14 protein-coding genes are annotated in these 18969 nt (G+C 54.4%); 1 reads left to right on the top strand and 13 read right to left on the bottom strand.

All coding sequences use genetic code 11. From position 1 onward, the window contains the following. Window positions 1–40: 40 nt before the first annotated feature. The 5 genes from MRY86_RS22960 to pheS are packed head-to-tail and all read right to left on the bottom strand — an operon-like array spanning window position 41 to window position 6304. The gene (locus tag MRY86_RS22960) at window positions 41–1849 is read right to left on the bottom strand and encodes a MutS family DNA mismatch repair protein (RefSeq protein ID WP_293568234.1); all 1809 of its coding nucleotides are present in this window, start codon (window positions 1847–1849) and stop codon (window positions 41–43) included. Window positions 1850–1863: 14 nt separating this feature from the next. Next, window positions 1864–3288, bottom strand: a complete 1425-nt coding sequence (gene gatA / locus MRY86_RS22955) for an Asp-tRNA(Asn)/Glu-tRNA(Gln) amidotransferase subunit GatA (RefSeq protein WP_293568236.1) — start codon at window positions 3286–3288, stop codon at window positions 1864–1866. A 6-nt stretch (window positions 3289–3294) separates the two neighbouring features. After that, on the bottom strand, window positions 3295–3921 hold the full coding sequence (locus MRY86_RS22950; RefSeq protein ID WP_293568238.1) for a hypothetical protein: 627 nt from the start codon (window positions 3919–3921) through the stop codon (window positions 3295–3297). Further along, window positions 3921–5288 (bottom strand): histidine--tRNA ligase, encoded by a 1368-nt coding sequence (gene hisS / locus MRY86_RS22945; RefSeq protein WP_293568240.1) that lies wholly within the window; start codon window positions 5286–5288, stop codon window positions 3921–3923. The genes MRY86_RS22950 and hisS overlap by 1 nt, the downstream gene beginning before the upstream one ends. Window positions 5289–5299: 11 nt before the next feature. Continuing rightward, on the bottom strand, window positions 5300–6304 hold the full coding sequence (gene pheS / locus MRY86_RS22940; RefSeq protein ID WP_345894595.1) for a phenylalanine--tRNA ligase subunit alpha: 1005 nt from the start codon (window positions 6302–6304) through the stop codon (window positions 5300–5302). A gap of 201 nt (window positions 6305–6505) precedes the next feature. Here pheS and MRY86_RS22935 point away from each other — a divergent pair, with 201 nt between their 5' ends. Then, window positions 6506–7042, top strand: coding sequence for a YraN family protein (locus MRY86_RS22935; RefSeq protein WP_293568243.1), 537 nt, complete (start codon window positions 6506–6508; stop codon window positions 7040–7042). A 17-nt stretch (window positions 7043–7059) separates the two neighbouring features. Here MRY86_RS22935 and MRY86_RS22930 read toward each other — a convergent pair whose 3' ends face one another. From MRY86_RS22930 to MRY86_RS22895, 8 genes are all read right to left on the bottom strand, one after another. Next, window positions 7060–13587 carry a M43 family zinc metalloprotease gene (locus tag MRY86_RS22930; RefSeq protein WP_293568245.1) on the bottom strand — a complete coding sequence of 2176 codons (6528 nt, stop codon included), beginning with the start codon at window positions 13585–13587 and terminating at the stop codon, window positions 7060–7062. Between the two features lie 316 nt (window positions 13588–13903). Beyond that, window positions 13904–14350 (bottom strand): CBS domain-containing protein, encoded by a 447-nt coding sequence (locus tag MRY86_RS22925; RefSeq protein ID WP_293568247.1) that lies wholly within the window; start codon window positions 14348–14350, stop codon window positions 13904–13906. Between the two features lie 19 nt (window positions 14351–14369). Continuing rightward, window positions 14370–14831: a CBS domain-containing protein gene (locus MRY86_RS22920; protein ID WP_044219468.1), complete on the bottom strand. Its 462-nt coding sequence runs from the start codon at window positions 14829–14831 to the stop codon at window positions 14370–14372. 16 nt (window positions 14832–14847) lie between these two features. Beyond that, window positions 14848–15603 carry a hypothetical protein gene (locus MRY86_RS22915; protein ID WP_293568250.1) on the bottom strand — a complete coding sequence of 252 codons (756 nt, stop codon included), beginning with the start codon at window positions 15601–15603 and terminating at the stop codon, window positions 14848–14850. A 181-nt stretch (window positions 15604–15784) separates the two neighbouring features. Next, window positions 15785–16201, bottom strand: a complete 417-nt coding sequence (locus tag MRY86_RS22910; protein WP_293568252.1) for a hypothetical protein — start codon at window positions 16199–16201, stop codon at window positions 15785–15787. Between the two features lie 111 nt (window positions 16202–16312). Further along, a complete protein-coding gene (locus tag MRY86_RS22905) occupies window positions 16313–16822 on the bottom strand; it encodes a hypothetical protein (protein WP_293568254.1) in 510 nt (169 codons plus the stop codon). Between the two features lie 31 nt (window positions 16823–16853). Further along, window positions 16854–18029, bottom strand: coding sequence for an adenylosuccinate synthetase (locus MRY86_RS22900; RefSeq protein WP_293568255.1), 1176 nt, complete (start codon window positions 18027–18029; stop codon window positions 16854–16856). Further along, window positions 18026–18949: a hypothetical protein gene (locus tag MRY86_RS22895; protein WP_293568256.1), complete on the bottom strand. Its 924-nt coding sequence runs from the start codon at window positions 18947–18949 to the stop codon at window positions 18026–18028. The genes MRY86_RS22900 and MRY86_RS22895 overlap by 4 nt, the downstream gene beginning before the upstream one ends. Window positions 18950–18969 lie beyond the last annotated feature (20 nt).

The raw sequence follows: 18969 nt of genomic DNA, 5'->3' as shown, positions 1-18969 counted from the left end.
CAAATTTAGAAGAAAAAGGTCAATATTTTGCCCGTAAAGCTTATTCCTCAATCTTGATCCCCATCCGCTTCATCAGCAGGGTGGCATTGAAGGACTGGCTCACGCCCTTCTTAAGCTTGTAGTCGAAGTGCAGTTCGCCATCCTGAATCTCCACTTCTATGCGGAGGTTCTCAATGGTGCCGTTGGCTTCAGCTTCGAGCTGCCCCAGTTCAAGGTCGTGGGTGGCAATGATGCCCGAGCCCCGGCTGCGGATGAGCTGCCGAATGAGCGCCTTGGAGCCGGTATGCCGGTCGTTGCTGTTGGTGCCTTTCAGTATCTCATCGAGCAGGAAAAAAGCCTGCAACTGCGGCGGCTGATGGTCAGCGGTGTCCTCCACCGCTTCGATGATGAACTTGAGGCGCTTGAGTTCGGCGTAAAAGGAGGAAGTGCTTTCCTGCAGAGCATCCTGTGTGCGCATACTAGTGTAGACCTGCAGGGGTGGGAGGGCCATGCTACGGGCGCAAACCGGGGCACCAGCCATAGCAAGTACCATATTCAGGCCTACCGTTCTCAAAAAGGTGCTCTTGCCGGCCATATTCGACCCCGTGATGAGCTTGATGTGGCCATTGGTGGGCAGATGGATATCATTGCATACGCGCTTGTCCCGGTGCAGCAAGGGGTGCCCCAGCTCTTCGGCTTCCACCACGGCACCATCGGTGATGGTAGGGAAAGCCCATTCCGGATTGTTATGATGAATATTGCCCAGGCTGCTCAGCGCTTCGAAACTGGCCATGGCTTCAAACCACTTGGGCAGGTGCCCCTGTACAGCGGCTTTCCATTGCTCCAGCCGGTAGATATACTGCAATTCCCACAATCCAAAGATGTTGAAGATAAAAGAAAAGGCATTGTAGCGTACATTCAGCTGCCGGATGATATAGGACAGGCGGCGGATCATAGCAGAGGCGGGCTGCCCTTCGGTCGACAGCTCATCGTGGAGCTGACGCAGGAGGGGGCTTTGGAATTTTTGCCCTTCAATATGCTGAATGAGCTGTGCATAGTGCCGCAGGGCTAGTTCCGCATGCGTTGTTTTTTGGTGCGTTTCGTTGACCCGTTCCACGAAGCGCCGCAGGATAAGCAGGGCTGGCAGGTACAGTAAAATGCCCAGGTACCAGGGCAGGTACAGCGCCCAGATTACGGCAGCTGCAACCGACCATAGCGGTATGATGTAAAGGGCAGCAGCTACCCATTTTTTGTCAGTCAGAAAAGGGGGCTCTTTCATCCATCGGTGCAGCAGGCTGATTTGCTCCAGGTTATCCTCTGTTTCCAGTCCGTAGGCCTGAAAGTGCTGCCGCCACTCCAGCATTGGGCCGAGTTCCTGTATAGCTGTCTGCCGTTGTTGGATGGCCTCAGGTGTGGCCGGTTCGGCCAGCCATCGGGCGAGCATTTGCTGTCCCAGGGCAGTCACCGCCCGGTTGAGGTACTGAAACATGGAAAAAGGCCCGTAGAGATCCAGGTCGATAGCATTGGGGTGCCCGTGATCAAGGAAGCGGGCGCCATCGTCGTAGTTTGAAAAATCGTGCTGTTCCACCGCAGCCTCCCAATCATTGACTTTGGCGAGGTTGCGCTGATGTTGTTCTTCGGCTTTCAACCGTTGGTGCCAGGTGACGAAGCGGTAGAAGCCTGCCAGAAAGACAATTATGCTAACCACACCCACGAGAGCGTTTGCCCCATTCCAGAGGAGTACCACCGCAGCAATACCCCCCAGAAAGATCAGCAGGCGAATGATGGAAAGACGGTTGTAACGCTGGCTGAGGGCTTCGGCAGCCGATTCAAACTGAGCTACGCGTTCCGTATATTTGGGTCGGGTCATGTTAAGTATTCTGATTAACGGATCAGGGTGCTGGCCAGGCTCAGCAGTGCTGCTTCCGCAAATTTAGGCCCCATCAGCTGCATGCCAATGGGCAGTCCTTCGTCGTCTGATCCTACAGGGATACAAATAGCCGGAATGCCAGCCATGTTGGCCTGTACCGTAAAAATATCCGCCAGGTACATCTCTACAGGGTCGGCGGATTTATCCCCCAGCTTCCACGCGGTGGTCGGTGCAGCGGGCATCATAATGAAGTCGTAGTCCCGGAAAATGGCATCCGTTTTTTCTTTGAGCAGGCGGCGTACCTTTTGGGCTTTGGTGTAGTAAGCATCGTAGTAGCCCGCGCTGAGCACAAAGGTGCCAAGCATGATGCGGCGTTTGACTTCTGTGCCAAAGCCCTCTGTCCGGGACTGCTGATAAGTAGACAGCAAGTCAGTGGCATTTTGGCTGCGGTAGCCATAGCGGATGCCATCGTACCGGCTGAGGTTGGAAGATGCCTCGGCAGTGGTCAGTACATAATAGGCTGGGATCAGGTAATCAAGGAGGTCGAACTCAACGCCCTCCACCGTATGCCCTTCCTCTTGCAGTTGCTCAATGAAGGACTGGGCAGTGGCCCTTACCTCGGGCTGTATGCTTTCGTGCTGTAGGGCCGAAGGGAAATAGGCAATGCGCTTCCCGGAGGCAGCAGACTTGATTTTCTCTGCCAATGGTACCGGCTTTTGGCTGGCCGTACTGTCGAATTCGTCCGGTCCGGCCATGACCTCCAAAAGCAGCGCTGCATCCTCTACCGAATGGGTCAGTGTGCCAATTTGGTCAAAAGAGGAGCCATAGGCCAGCAGCCCGTGGCGGGAAATCCGCCCGTAGGTAGGTTTCATTCCAATCACCCCGCAAAACGATGCCGGCTGTCTAACTGAGCCTCCGGTATCTGAACCGAGGGAAGCCAGGCAGGTGTCTGCTTGTACGGCTACCGCAGACCCTCCGGAAGAACCACCGGGCACGCGCTCCGGGTCAGCGGCGTTGCGTACAGGGCCGAAGTGGGAGGTTTCATTGGAGGAGCCCATGGCAAATTCATCGCAGTTCACCCGCCCGATGATGATGGCATCTTCAGCCAGCAGCCGCTCAATAGCGGTGGCAGAATAGAGGGATTCAAAGCCTTCCAGAATCTTAGAGCCGGCCTGAACGCCATGCCCGGCGTAGCAGATGACGTCTTTGTGCGAAAGTACCATTCCATACAGCCGGCCAAGCTCTCCGGGCGACTGCTGATACCGGGCATCAAGAGTACGGGCACGTTCCAGTGCCTCCTGCGCATACACCTCCACATAGATATTCAGATGTGTCTGCTGCTCAATTTGATTGAGATAATACTCCACCAGCTGTGTGCAGGTCAGGTCGCCATCTTCAATAGCCGTACGTACTTGGGAGAGTTGGGTGAATTTGGGCATGGCAGATTAGTTAAGCATCTTTAAGGTCCAGCGGTTTTTATCCGGGCTTTCGCCGGGCTGCAGGATGGTAAATTTACGTTTGCGGGTGCCAAATTTCACAGCTACGCCCACGCCAGCCGTAATCAGGCTGTACCCGGCGATGCGGAAGTAGCGGTCCCCATTGAAGCTGCCTTCACCGTAATCAATGCTGGCCAGTGGAGCAACGAGCAACGCACCGGCAGCGCCAGCAGCCAGCAGGATTTTGCCCGCTTTATTCAGGTGCTCGATAGCCGGAGTGCGGTAATGGATTGAATTGACCTCTTCCAGGGGAAGGCGGAAGGGTTGGCGGCCGAGGAGCGCTTCATAATAGGTATTGTCTTCCCGCTCCAGCCCGTTCTCAAAAATATACTGCTTGGTTTCCTGCACGGGCAGGATTTGCAGCAGCCCTTTTTCCGGGGCCTGCAGCGCACCGGTCAGCACCCGGTTGTTGGTACGAACCATCTGAGCGGCGGGCAAATCCAGGTGCAAATCGACTGTGCTGCCTGGCTTAAGGATAAAGCTACGCCCGCTAGCGGTGTTTTCCAGCTGCAACTCCTGCGCAATAACGAGGCTGCTGATGGCACAAAGCAATAAGCTGAGGTAAAAACGCTTCATCACTTCAGTTGGTCTATGATCGCATTCAGTTGGAGGTTTTCCTGTTGGCCTGTCGCCATGTTTTTGAAGGCCAGCTCGCCCGATTCCATCTCGCGGTCTCCAATAACGATCGTGTAAGGCACATTCCGCTGATCGGCATACTTCATCTGCTTTTTCAACTTGGTGGGTTCCGGGTAAAGCTCCGCATTGATGCCCGCTGCCCGTACCTGCTGCAGCGCTTTGAAAGCGTAGCGGTGCGCCTTCTCATCAAAGGCAATGAACAGCAGTTGGAGGGTATTTGCTTTGTCTTCCGGGAAGAGGCTGAGTTCTTCCATGACATCGTAAATGCGCTCCGCCCCGAAGGACACGCCCACACCGGAACCATTGGTCTTCATGCCAAAGTTTTCAGTGAGGTTGGCGTAGCGGCCGCCTCCGCCTATGCTGCCCATTTTGATGTTTTCCTGCCCCTGTGCGCTCAGGTCAACCGCTACTTCGTAAATGCAGCCGGTGTAGTAGTTGAGCCCGCGGGCCAGTGTGATATCGAATTGGATGGTGTTGTGGGTGTCGCCCAGATTGAGGTAACTGAAGACCGTTTCCAGTTCTTCAATGCCTTTGAGCCCGGTTTCGCTTGCCGCAAAGGTGGCTTTCAGGGCTTCCAGCTCGGTGGTGCCCAGCATGGCCTCAATTTTGGCAATAGCGTCGTCCGAAATATCCCGCTTGCTGAGCTCCTGTTTCACACCATCCATACCAATTTTATCGAGCTTATCGATGGCTATAGTCATGTCCATGAAGCGGTCTTCAGATAATCCGGCAGCTTCTGCCATGCCCGCCAGAATTTTCCGGTTGTTGAGCTTGATGACCACCTTGAGCCCCAGCTTTTGGAAGACCTCATCGTAAATCTGTGCGAGTTCGGCTTCGAACATGAGCGACTCCGAGCCCACCACATCCACATCGCATTGGTAAAATTCCTGATAACGCCCTTTTTGGGGCCGGTCGGCACGCCAAACCGGTTGAATTTGGTAGCGCTTGAAAGGAAAAGGAATATCGTTTTGGTGCATGGCCACAAAGCGGGCGAAGGGCACGGTAAGGTCATAGCGCAGCCCCCGCTTGGAAATGGAAGGGACCAGCTTTGCCGAGTCCTTAGCCTGCAGCGCCTGATCATCCGCTTTGGAGAGGAAATCGCCGTTATTCAGTACTTTGAACAGCAGTTGGTCGCCTTCCTCCCCGTACTTGCCGGTAAGGGTGGAGAGGTCTTCCATGGCTGGTGTCTCAATAGGCTGAAAGCCATAGCGCACGAAGACTTCCCTGATGGTGTCGAATATGTAATTGCGTTTGAGGACCTCAGCCGGGCCGAAGTCGCGTGTACCTTTTGGGATACTCGGTTTCATAGTCGTTTTTTCTAGATCGTAGAAGCGAATTGCTTCAGGAAGCGCACATCGTTCTCAAAGAAAAGGCGGATGTCGCCGATGTCGTACAGGCGCAGGGCCTGCCGCTCAATGCCCATGCCGAAGGCAAAGCCGGTATACTTAGTCGAGTCAATACCACAGTTTTCCAGTACAGCGGGGTCAACCATGCCGCATCCCAGGATTTCCAGCCAGCCGGTGCCCTTGGTGAGGCGGTAGTCCTTCTCGGTTTCAGTGCCGAGGTAGACGTCCATCTCCGCGCTGGGCTCAGTAAACGGGAAGTAAGAAGGGCGCAGGCGGATTTGGGCATCGGGCCCGAACATCTCCCGGGCGAAGTACAGCAGCGTCTGCTTCAGATCGGCGAAAGAGACATTCTCATCCACATACAAGCCTTCCACCTGATGGAACTGGCAGTGGGAGCGTGCGGAGACGGTCTCGTTGCGGTACACCCGGCCCGGCGCAATAATGCGGATGGGCGGCTGTGTATGCTTCATCACCCGTGCCTGTACCGAAGAGGTGTGGGTGCGCAGGAGCATCTCCATGCTGTTTTGAAGGTAGAAAGTGTCCTGCATATCGCGTGCCGGGTGGTCTTCCGGCGTATTCATAGCGGTGAAATTGTGCCAGTCGTCCTCAATTTCCCGGTCGTCGGCCACCACAAAACCAATACGCTCAAAGATGCGGATGATGCGGTTCATGGTCACTGCAATCGGGTGGCGGGACCCCAGTTCGATGGGTTCGCCCGGTGCGGTCAGGTCAATGTCTTTGACGGCCGCTTCTTCTGCAGCGGTTTCGAGCTGCTGTTTCAGGCTGTTGTACTTGGCCTCTGCGGCTTCCTTCACGGCGTTGACCCGCTGCCCGTACTCCTTTTTCTGCTCGTTCGGGATGTTGCGGATTTCCCCAAACAGCGCCTTTATGACGTTTTTGGAGCCCAGGTATTTGATGCGAAACTGCTCAAGCGCCTGCAGGTCGCCCGGCTGATCGGCCTCAATGGCCGCCTTCATTTCGTCTACTTTGCTGAAGGTGTCTGCTGACATAGCGGTTCGGATATTTTTCAAGTCCAGTTTAAGACGCCCAAAGGTAGAAAAATTGTGGTAGATATGCTGCCTGAGGGCTTGTAAAAGGCGGGTTGGGGAAGATGAGGTGGGAACTTAACCGCCCTTACAGGAGTTTTGTATTCAGCGTTAATTCAAAACGGACTACTCATGGCAGAAGAATTGACCTGGGCAGAAATCAAGCAACTGTTCAAAGAGACGGACGCGAAGTTCAAAGAAACGGATGCAAGGTTTAAGGAAACCGACAAACGCATTCAACAGGCTTTCGACTTATTCGAATCACAGTGGCGGCGCCTCATGGAGTCCCTGGTTGAGGGTGATGTGGTGCGTATCCTTCAGGAAAAGGGCATCAAAATTAACCGGACCTCCACCCGTGTGAAAGGCAACTACGAAGGCAACAGCTATGAGTTCGACATCATTGCCCACAATGGCAAAGAGATCGTAGTCATCGAAGTCAAGACTACCTTGCGCACGAAGCATGTCCGTCAGCACATCAAAAAGCTGCAACAGGTAAAAACCTGGCTGTCCGAATACCATGACCACAACGTTTACGGTGCCGTTGCTTTCCTACGCGCCGAAGAGAACAGCGAAGATATGGCCGAAAAACGAGGTTTGTTCGTCATTCGTGCCACCGGTGATTCCGCTGCGATTATGAATGCGGAGGGGTTTGAGCCGCGGGTGTTTTAGCCCCAACAGGGCCTTTATTACCGTAAAAGCAGCACACTGCCCGAAAAGCGCTCCACCTGCCCATCGATAAACAACACTTCAATCGTATAGGTGAAGACCCCGGAGGACATCAGATTGCCGCCAACGGTGCCGTCCCAGGTAGGTTGCGTGGCATCCGGTGTGTAGTTGCCTGCTTCAAAGACCAACCCGCCCCAACGGTCAAAAATCTGTGATTGTACAATTTGCTGAACCCCGGGACCGGGGAAAACCCGGAATACATCATTTCTGCCATCACCATTGGGTGAAAAGACATTTGGGATGTAAAGCTTTCTGGGCCGCTCCACAATAATGGTGATGCTTTCCGCCGTGGTACAGCCTTCCAGGGTGCTGATCAGCAGCTGATAAGTGGTGGTCTCTACTGGTTGGGCTATTGGGTTGGGGCAATCGGTACAATCAAGGCCGTCTGGAGGAGACCATTCAAACAAGTCCGACCCGCCACTGACCTGCGCAGCAAGCTCCACCGTCTGTCCTAGCTCCAAAGTTGTGTCGGCGGGAAGGGCTAACAGTAATTCAGGGGGGCTGCCTATCACGATTTGGGTGTCGCTCAGGCATCCCCGCACATCGCGAATGGACAGGGTATAGACGCCAGCTTCCAGGTTGTCGAACTGACGGTCTTCGGAGAAATCACCATCGTTAAGGCGGTAGGCATAAGGAGGCGTGCCGCCGGTACTTTCCGAAACGGTAATCTGTCCATCGGGCGTGCCAAAGCAGGAGGCGGAATCCACAAGGACCGAAAGGGCGATTTGCGGCAGCTCATCCAGTACCGTAGCACTGGCGAAATTGCTGCAGTCATTAGCGTCGGTGATGGTAATGGTGTACAACCCTGGCATCAGCTCGGTATTTGAAGCAGTGGTAGGGCCATTGCTCCATGTGTAAGCGTAGGGCGGTGTGCCCCCGAAAGGACTGCCCTCCAATTCGCCTGTCAGGGTCGTGCAATCGAGCCGTGCATCATCCAACTGAACGGATGGGGTATCAACCACTGTCAGCGTTAAAGTGTGGACGGAGTCGCAGCCGGTAACTGATGCAAAGGTTTGAGCATACGTACCGGCTTCGGTCTGCGGCAAGCCAAAAACCGTTGCCGTATCGCCCGCGCAAATCTGTAGGTTTGAACTGCCGGTTATGGGTGGCCTTGCTCCGACGTTGAGGGCAACCGTAGAGTCACAGCCTTCCGCGTTGGTAAAGGTGAATAGAGCAGTGGTGTCCGGAGCGAGTGTGGTGCCGGCATAGTCGATTGTCCCGGCAGCGCAGGCCAGCGTATCCAGGAACACGAGTTGGGTATCAATAGGTGCAACCCGGATTAGTTGCAGTGCGCCGGAGGCATCGGTCAGGGTATCGGTATCTCCGGGCAGGAACCAGGAATTTTCAAGCAAAAGGCTGTCATTGGCACAGACAACCGTGTCCAGTGTTTGGTCGCAGGGAATCAGACTGAGGGTAATGCTGTCCACGCTGGCACAACCTTCACCATTCTCAGAGGTGACAACGTACAGGGTCGTACTGTCCGGGCTGGCAAGGGGCGTGGTGCAGTTGGTACAGCTCAGGCTGCCCGCAGGCGACCACTCCACGGTATAGCCGCTGAGGGCTTCGGCTGATAATTGTACGGTATCCTCCGGGCAGAGGAAGCCTACCGCCGGGTCTGCCCTCAGCACTACGGGGTCGGTATAGGTCACCTGAATAGTATCTGCATCGCTAAGGGCGCAGCGGTTCGTCACTTCCACCCAAAAAGTACCGGCATCGAAAATGGTGTAGGTGCTTTCTGTGCTGCCGTCCTGCCAAAGGTATTCGTCAAAGTTGCCGGGCGATAGGACAACGGTGGCATTCTCACAGGCTTCCTGATCGGGTCCAAGGTCCGCCACCGGCGCGGTGCGCTGCAAGGGCAAAGGTGCGAGGTTGTCCAGATAGGTGCATTCAATGATGGCACCTCCGGCAAAAGCAGTCTCCGGGTCGAAAGGCGGTGCGGTGCTGCCGTTGTCATTCAGCACCAGATATCCAGTGCCCGAAGGATAGGGCAGGTCAAGCCAAAGGGTGTCGCAGCGGTTGTTCAGGATGCTGTCTACCTGTACTACAAAACTGTCTATTGCGACTGCGCCGGACTGCGGGTCCCCATCGTAGTAAGTTACAGGCAACGCACCAAAGAACGGGCCGGCTTCGGAGTTGCAAATCCGGATTCGGGTGCGCAGGCTGTCCCCGTTGCAGAATACGCTGTCAACTTCCAGTACCAGGTTTTGGACACAGAGGTCTTCGCAGGTCGGTGGGCTGCACAGGAAGGTGTTGCCCAGGCTGCCCACCCCGGGCTCTGGCTGGGAAATGGTCGGGTCGAAGCTGTGCGGCAGGGCCTGAGCGGTGTAGGCCTCTTCGTGCAGTACCTCCCAGTCGGTTGCATTGACGGTGACCGGTGCGGTGAAGGTACATTCCCCCTCCAGGACGTCCCCTTCCAGATTGGTGCGGATGAATAGCGCATTTTCGGTCCCTCCGGCATCTATTGAAGTGCCCACCAGATAGATGGAACTGCCGGTTTGCAAAATGCGGTTGCCGCCGCCATCCGCGAAAGCAAGGGTGCTTTGATCCGGTAATCCATATTTTCTCGCCCACTGCGGATTGCCTTCAGCATCGATTTTGAGGAGGAGCAAATCCTGGCTTTCTCCCTGGCCCACCGCACTCAGGAGGAAGCCATCCTGCGCCCTGACCAGTTCCAGCCCGGGCTGCAGCGCGGTATAGCCGGGCACCTCGAAGGCCCTGCCCCAAACCAGATTGCCGGAGAAGTCCGTTTTGTATAGCCCAACGATACCTTCACCCTGCGCATCGGTGCCCGCCGGTGCGCCCTGAAAAGCGGAAATCAGCCCGGTGGCATCCGGCGCAATCGCTCTTCCTGAGAGTTGGGCGGTGACGCCGGGGGGAGCAAGGTACTGCCTCGACCAGACTTCTGCGCCTGTCAGGGTGAAGGCGGCATTGACCGGGCGGGCGCTGCCCGGGCCGTTTTCAAAACCTGCCTGTCCGGTGGCGTAAATGGCACTGCCTACAACCGTCAGCCCTTCCAGAAAAGCCTGATCGCCCTGCGCCAGTTGCCGGTGCCAGAGCAATGCCCCGGAACCAGTGTCTACTTCGCCCAGCAGGCCCGCTGTGGTGTTGCCCTGCCCCAGGCTGCCCGTAAAGAAAAGATGGCCATTTTCGGGGTTCAGGGCGATTTTCCGGAGGCTACCGTTGTTGCCAAGTGGCAGGGTGGTCGACCAAAGCAGGGCGTTATCTACCGGGTCGTACTTGAACAGGGTGCCCCAGCGCTCGTCCCCGGCTTGTCCGATAGCGCCGCCCAGCAGCAAGCCACTGCCGTCGGGGCGCAGGTGGACGATGCGGTCTGCGCCCGGGCTCAGGTCAAAGGTGTACTGCCAGACGATGCTACCCGCCAGTGTGGCGCGGGTAATGGCAGCGGCTTCACCCGCATGGCCGCCCAGGTAGAAATCGCCGTTGTTGCCTTGTACCAGTGTGGTTGCCCCGGTGCCTGCATCTAGCAGTTGGACAAATGTCTGCCCGCAGTCCGCCGAGCAGGGGCAGGCTTCGTCTTCACAATCGGTCAGCCCGTTGAAGTTATCGTCTAGTCCATTGTCGCAGATTTCCGCCTGCGGGCAGGGGGCAGGCTCGAAGTAACAGGTGACCTCATGGTTTCTGTAAAAAGGGCTTGTGCTCCCGGTAATGGGGATGCATTCCAGTGGTACATCTTCCAAAGTGGGTTGGTGCTCAATGACTTCGGCGGCCACATCTTCGCTCTCTATTGCTAATGGGAGGAAAGGGGTGCAGCCTGTCCAGTCTTCGTACACTTTTCGGATTTCGAAGCTTAGGTCTTCATTAATGGTGACGAAAGTGGTGGTGCTGTCCCGGTGCAGTAATTTGTAAAAAGTGTAAAAGTGGTTGTCGCTCAGTGTAGTATTGTCCACCTTTACGGCTTCCACGGGTATCCCATCAGGGTCAATTTCTATAAAAGCGTGAAAATTGTTGGGGTTCTCTATGGTGCCTGATGCTCCCTGTGAACCCAATAAAATGTTTCCGTTGGCCTTTTGCGAAAGGCTGGATCCACCTTGAAGGTAAAGTAAGCTCTCCGAACTATAGCTTTTTGACCAAATGACCTCTCCGTTTGGCGTAAGTTTAATTATTAGTGTCTCACTACCTAAAATATTCTCCGTGGCGACAGTGCCGGTCAGGAAAAGTGCATCTTCGGTGGCAAGCATAGCACCAGGGAAATAAGTTGTGCCTGAGTCAACTTGAGGTAAATATTCTTTGGAAAAAAGTATAGTTCCATCTGGCTGTAGCGCTTCAAGTATAACATTACTGGAGGTCGAATCAGCCCAATGAACGGTCTGGTAAAAATGCTCATTGAGTAGAACAGCGTTTTCAATTGGGCCGGAGATGTCTATAGTGTAGGCATTTTCATAGTAATTGAAGGACCGTATGAAGTCCAGTGAATTGGTATGGCTATTGTACTTGCCGTAAAAGTCTCTTTGTAAGTAGTTGTTATTTCCCAGGTCAATATTGTAGTATCCAGCTAGCCAGTAACTATCGCTATTTTCAAGAGGGGTTATGTTTTGAATAAGTACTGTTGTGTCGGGACCTGCCCACCACCTTTCTGCCCAGTCAATATTTCCGGTTTGGGTATTGATCTCCATCAAGTTGAACCCATAGTTGAATCCATTACCGCTGCAAGCTATTATACCGTTTTCGGAGGGGGTAATCTGAAATATCCTCAAATCCGGGTCAATATCAATTTGTCTGGTCCAACCGATTTGTCCATCCGGGTTGACTTTACTGATGAAGGAGTTCTGACTATTGAAAAAGCTACTGCCTACATAGCCTGAAAAGTATAACCCACCATCCGGGGCGAATTCGATATCCGTTAGATGTGGAAACTCCACTTCATTTGTAAAAGTATCTGTGACAGATGTGATAAAGGTATTCTCGCACGGGCCACCATTGTAGGGCCCCTGTACCTGAAAACGGTTGCAAATAGCCTCGGCACAGAGACCGGTGCTTGCTTCCAGGCAAATCTCGTAGAAACCAGGCGTGCTGCTGCTGAAGATGTAGGAATCTCCTGTTGAGACCAGGCTGTCCTGTAGGAACCACCGGTAAGCATTGGCACCGGTGGAGGTATTCTCAAAATTCAGCGTGGCGCCGACAAGCACAGTGGTATCCGTGGGCGTGAAGGCGGGGACAACAGGGCAAAAGACCGTGACCTGCTGCTGAAATACTGCGGGCTGGCAGAGCGTATCTCCGCTCATGGCTACCAATTGGAGCTGCTGCGGGCCCAGGGTGCCGGGCGTCCACACCGGATTAGCGGCGGTGCTGATCAGGCTGTCGTTGAGGTACCAAACATAGGTGTCCGCATTAGTCGAGAGGTTTTCCAAAGGGATGGGCGCATTCAGAGGGACGGATGCCGGCAGGGGCGCAAAATCGGCCGTAACCGGTGCCGGGCAGGGCGGGCGGCAGCCGAAGGAACTCAGGAGGCTTTGCCGTTGGTTCGGGGCGGACAGCCGCATGCGTTCGATTTGGCCCGGAGTGAAATGAATGCCACATTCCAGGCGGCTGTAGTCCATATGGTTGCGGTAGTCATCCGGCTGATCCCCCAGCCCGCCCAGGCTTAGGGGGCGGAAGGGGTTATTGTCGGAAACATCGACGGTATCGGTAAAGCAACTGTTATCAGGTTGGTCGCAGGGCGGCTTGGCAGTCGTCTGATCGGGCGGCGTATCACAAACGCGGTCGCCGTCGAACAGGCAGTTGTCATTTTCGCACCCGCCCTCGAAGGTGTGGTACAACCCCAGGTAGTGCCCCATTTCGTGAGCAAGGAGACTGCTGCTGTCGGGCGATGTACCGATGTAGTCAATATCTACGACAATACCATCGCGGTCCTGACCGTGCGTACCGGGCAGGTTGGCGTAGCCAGTGACGTTGCAATTGCCGTTCAGACATACATCCTCCACCGCCCAGATATTGATGTAGTGCAGGGGCTCGTACCGGCTCAGGTTTTTCAGTTCAATGTCGTTTTCTAGCCCCTCCATCACAGCTAGCGGGGAGGTCACCCTTTCCACACCGGTGGAGGGTAAATTGTCTGGAGTGCGCTGCGCCATACAGAATTGAATGTAGGTATTGCTGCCCTGCGCGGCATTGTAGTAGCCGGTATTTGCAAAGGCATCATTGAGGTGCTGCAAGGCCTGTTGCATCTGCGCATCCGGCACGGGGTCCTGGTCATCGCTCTGAATGATATGGAAGACAACGGGGAGGACGAGCAGTTCGTCATTGGACCGGGCTGATCCGCTGATCCGGGAGCGCTTGTCCGCCAGCCTTTCCTCAAAGGCTAAATGCCGCTGCCGGTAGGCAGCGTCTTCGACCATGAGCCGCTCGTGGAGCAGCGATTGTGCGCAAGTTTTCTGCCCTGCAGCAGACGGAGCAGTAATGATCAGAAAAGCAAGTGCACCGCAAAGGACGGCGCCACTTTTGAGGAAAAGCAATGGGTATGGCGTTTTCATAGCTGAGAGCATTGTGGAAAATATACTCGTCACGAAGTGGTTTGGGCGAACCTGTGCTGACATCCACAGGATCGTCAGTAGCTAAACCACGACGACCGAGGAAATGCTGACCTGTTGGAGGTTTGACCCGCCCAAACCCAAACAGCGTCAGTAAAGCAATGTCGCATATAAGACCGGCTAAACCGTGTTTTGGTTCGTCTGCAGGCCCGTGCGTCATGTAAAGCTCCCCTAAGATAAGGATTTTCCACTAAAAATCAGCCGCTCCCGAAGTGCTCCGGAAGCGGCTGAAGAAAACTAGAAAGTGTATGCGCTTTACTTATTGCTCCTCCATCATAAACGGAGTAGCATAAGCATGCGTAAGCAAATCAAAAGTCGTCACAATGCCGATGAGGCGGCCCTTGTCCACTACCGGCAAGGCGTGGAAGAGGTTCTCCCGGAAAAAGCCGACGGCCATTTCCAGCGAATCACCGGGAGCAAGGGTGGCCACCTGCCGGGTCATGGCTTCTCCGGCCAGGAGGGAGCGCATGATGGCATCGTTGTATTGCTCGCTTTTCTGTGTTTTGAACAAGGTGAAACCGTGCAGCAGGCGATAGTAATCAGACTTGCTGATGATACCCACCACTCTGCCATCGTCGACCACAGGGATGTGGTGGATGTTGTTTTTGCGGAAGATATCCTGTACATCGCTCATCGTGTCATTTGGTCCCACTGTGATTACAGGTGTGCTCATGATTTGAGCAACGGTGGTGGTTTTATCAGTCATGGCTGCTAATTTTTCGGATTTAAAGTTCTTCTTCGAATACTTCTTCCTGCTTGGGAGGCATAGGCTCTCCAAACCGGTACGAAAGCAGGTCGTGCGTGGTCACCAGCCCCATTAGCTGATCATCCTCGACGATGGGCAGGGCGTGGAACTTGTTGGCCAGGAAGATATCTGCTGCCAGCCCCACGGTATCGTCGGGGTCAAGCGTGACCGGATAGCGGGTCATAATGTCGGTTGCTTTCAGGCTTTGGTATTCCTTTTCAGAATACTTCTTGCCGGTGGTTTGCAGCGACAGTACATAAGACAGCTTGAAAACATCTTCCTTGCTAATGATGCCGATCAGGCGTTCGCCCCGGTCAACGACTGGGATATGATGGAATTCATTTTCGCGGAACAGCTCCTGAATGGCTTCTACGGTGCGGTCGGGCCCAACCGTAATGAGGTTGGTTGTCATAATTTCCCGAATAGGTGTGTCCGGATTCATAATGGCCGATTTTCGGTTATCTAATAAGGTTGTGCCGGGCAAAGAAGGTTTGTGTAGACTGGTAGTCGCCAAAGAGCCGGAGTACTTCGTTGTAGTGAGGCATGAGGTCTTTGGCCGCAGTGGCTACTGCATTCCGGTCTGCCCGGTTGGTTGCTTTTGCGAAAGTATATAGAGCTTCCGCCATTGCTCGTTGTTCGTATGTTAGTCGTTTGACGGTTTGGTCGTCAAAGTCGTACAGTTCCTGATCAAAAGGCTTTTGCATAATGTACTGCCATTCCAGGCGGAGCTCCTTGCCGAGGGCAATAAATTCACCCCAGTCCATAAGGCAAAGCATTTCATCGTTGGCAGCTTCTGTAAGCAGCTCCAGCCCGCCCTGAAAGTCGTATAGGTCATCCAGGTAGTAGTCGATGCCGTAGTGGCCACGGAGTACCATCAGTTCGTACTTCACATGCTCCAGCTGATTGGCTGCAGTGTAGGGCCGGTTGGCATCAATGGCATAGTACGCATCCCCCAGCCAACTATCAATGCGGCGCAGAGTCTCTGTTTCTGCCGGGTACTGATGCGCAAGCTGACCGCGCAGCCGTCGCCAGCGGAATTCCAGGTAGAAGACCGCCTTTTTGGCATCGTGTGTATTGGCGTGCAGGGTGTAATCCAATGCCGGCAGAAATGCCCGGTCAAACTGCACCATACCGGGGCGCACATCCCGCCTGCCAGCGCTGGTCATCAGCAAAGTCGCCAAAAGCAGTATCGTAGTGCGGATGAAAGTTTTCATGATGCGCTGGTTTTATGTTCTATTCAAATGTAACCGGAATTTCAGCGCAAAGCAGATGACTTTTCTCAGTGGTTTTCAGTGACTTTACTTAGGTGGTGGCCGGGAAGCGGGCATAAAAAACGCCGGTAATGCAACGGGTGCACTACCGGCGCTAAGGCTTAGCCGGGTGGAAAAATTTGCCTTACTGAATCGAGAATTCTACATCAGCAAATTCCTTCTCTTCACAGTCGTGATCTTTGCAGGCTTCCACTTCCAGGTGAAACTTGGTGCCCGCAGGGTAGGAAGACAAGTCAACATCCTGCTCAAAGCTGACCTTCTGATCATGTTCGTGCAGGTTCGTTTCGATGATCTTGTCAGATACATCCCCGTCCGGGTGGAGAATTATATCGATGTCGTGGTTGTCTTCAGTCGCTTCGATTTCGATATGAATGTGCACATCACTGGCATCTGCCACCACCTCATCAGCACCGGGCTCCAGGATACTGATCGTAATGTCATTGTCGCCATGGTCGTGATCATGATCATCATCTTCGCAACCAGAGAAGACCGTTACGGCAAGCGCCAGCATAAACAACCAGGAATACTTCAGCATTTTCATCTTTTGAGTTTTAATTTAATGCAACGATGTTGCAAAAGTAATACAGGAATTGCAAAGATGCAACACTGATGCAAAAAATGAATTTTAAATGTCGTTTATTTGCTAATGACTTCAGGCACTCCCAAACGCCCGCTTCCACCCCAGGCGGATGACCAGCAGCAAGCCGATGAAAAACAGAATGACATACTCAAAGCGCAGGTACGAAAACACAATGATCCGCATCCGGTCAATAAACCACATAATAATGAGCGTGGAGGCAATGATCATCACCAGCCCACCCAGCTTGTCGAAGCCCGGGATGTAGTCCAGGTTGACGTTGCGCCGGATGATGAGTAGGGTAACAACCATGGATACAATGGGCAGAACCTGCACAAATACATCGGCATCCCAAATGCTGCGCCGCTCAAACAGAAATTGATATACCGAGACCGTAATGGAAAAAATACCTGGTACACAAATGAAGTAAATGAGCGTGGAGTAAAGGTATTTCCAGGGCGCTTCATGCCCTTTCTCCTGACCCGTCAGACCGGCCACAAAGGCCATGACCGGTATGATGGACAGGTAAACCAGTACATAAGTCGGATCGTTGGTCAGTGCGTCAAAAAATTCCCTTAGTGTCATAGGTTGCGGATTATGGTCCGCGCAAAGATAATTATTTGCCTATGGCCTTTGCCGTAAAAGTAGCGCCTTTGACCCGCTGCCCGTCATCGGAGTAGCTCTGGTAAACTATGCCGGAAATGCCCGGGAGGAGGCGGGCGATTAAATCCGGTGTCTGATAAGTATGCCGTTTTCCGCCAAGAGTAGCCTGCAGCGGCCCTTGCAACTGGTCGAGGCAGGTAAGGAACAGGTGGCGTTTTTGCCCGGCGGAGTAGTTGGACTCAGACTGAAGAGCATAGCGCAGGAGGTCGACATCCAAAGTGCCGTAGCGCAGTGCCCCCTGCCACTCGTTTTCCTGATTGGTCTCTTTGGGGTTGGGAACCAGGGTGGCAGGAATGCCTTCATTGCTCAGGAAACCATTGCCATGCCGGGTCTGGTAGGCCCGGGTGATGCAAAAGATTTCCGGCTCCGGCAGCCCGTTGCGCCGGATAATGGCCTGAGCATTGCGGGAGGTGGTGTGCGCCCGGGTGACATTCGGAAAAAACCCATGGTCCATGTCCAGCAGAATACCCTGACTGCCCTCAAAGATAAAATCAGCTCCTTCGTACCGCTCAAAAAAGCTGGATTCGGAGGTGAGATGGATGCGTTTTAGCACCGCCAGCAACTGTTCCTGCCAGGCGCGGGCCTCCTCTTTCCAGTCCTCTGCCGACAACAGCCCATTGGCTTTTCGCACGTAGTATTGCTCAATGGCTTGGAGTTTTTGCTGCACCACCACCGGGTAGGCCAGGTCTTGCGCAAACAGCCGGCAGGGCGTTTCCGAATGCCGGGCCACGGTAGCCCCAAAGCCTACTCCACAGCTGCCATGCCGCTGACTGCGCTCCAGCAGTTGATTGTACGCCATATCATAAGGCGTGGTGACCGGGCACAGGCCATCTACATAAATCTGAGGCGGATAGCCCAGCTTTGATAATGCCTGATACTCGCTCAGCAGGGCAGGGGGCGAAAACGTGCAGTACCGGCTCCAAAAGGTAGGTGCACCCTGAAAAGTGCCCGCGCCTATGCCTGAAAAAACATGCCGCTCCCCTTTAGGGCCTACCACCGTATGCCCCGCCTGATGGCCACCCGAGAAGCGCACCACAACAGGGTGCGCCGCCCGGCGGCTCAGATAATCGGTGGCCAGGCCCTTGCCTTCATCGCCGTAGCCCAGCCCAATGACAATCTGTGTGCTCATAATGGAAGAATGGTTGTGTTAGAAGACCGTTTGTTCCAGCCCGTGCCCGGAGCCAAAGCCTGTGACACCTGCTGCGCGGCAGCCGGCTCAAAGCCCGCCATCGTTTGCTTAAATGGGTGCCCACTGACCACAGCTACCGTGGCGGCGATAAGCTCCGCCAGGGCATTATGGTCATTCAGGATCAGGGCCCGCTCCCCCAGCAGGCTTTTCCAGAAGCCGATCACTTCAGGGTGGTTGCGGTAGCCGGTTTCATTGATGTGGATGTGGAAAACGTGGTACATCCGCTGGGCTTCCCGTAGCAGTGTGGCTGCATTAAGTGTTTGTTGGGGGCGGTATCCCATAATGCGCTGTACCTGCTCAGGCGAAAGCCGTTCCCAGCTGGCTTCATCCCCTACGGTGAAGAGGAAACCTTTCTGCCCCCGCTTTTCAAAGCAGTCGATGGAGGTATGCCGGCCCGCCAACAGCCAGGCGAGAAGATAGGACTCCTGTATCTGGCCGCCGCCTCCGCCTTCCAGCCACAGTTTGGACAGCCCATGGCTCAGCTCATCCGCTCCTGCCTCAAACTGCCCGGCCTGCAGAGGAGCCTGATCAGAGAGGTGGTCGCCAATGGCAGAAAACATGATATGCGGGCTCTCAACGCCGTGGGCAATCAGCGTATTCATAAGTGCCCCCAGCTTGTAGCGCACAAGCTGCTCCGGTATGCGGCCCATTGAGCCCGTCACATCGAGGAAGACTCCAATGGCTAAGGAATTAGGGTGCCGTTGGGAGTCCCGGCTTTCCCGTACGCGGAGGCCATACGGGTTCACAGCGGCATTCATCCGCCGGTGGCGGTTGGCCTGAAAAATATCGTCTCTTGACTTGTTGGCATAACTTGCCCGGAGATGCCGGTAGGCATCACTCGACCATCTTGCATAACCCATCTTGTTTAAATTTTAGGATT

This window comes from Phaeodactylibacter sp. (genome assembly GCF_022763345.1).
In the GTDB taxonomy this organism is placed as follows: domain Bacteria; phylum Bacteroidota; class Bacteroidia; order Chitinophagales; family Saprospiraceae; genus Phaeodactylibacter.
This window is presented reverse-complemented; position numbering and strand designations above follow the sequence as displayed.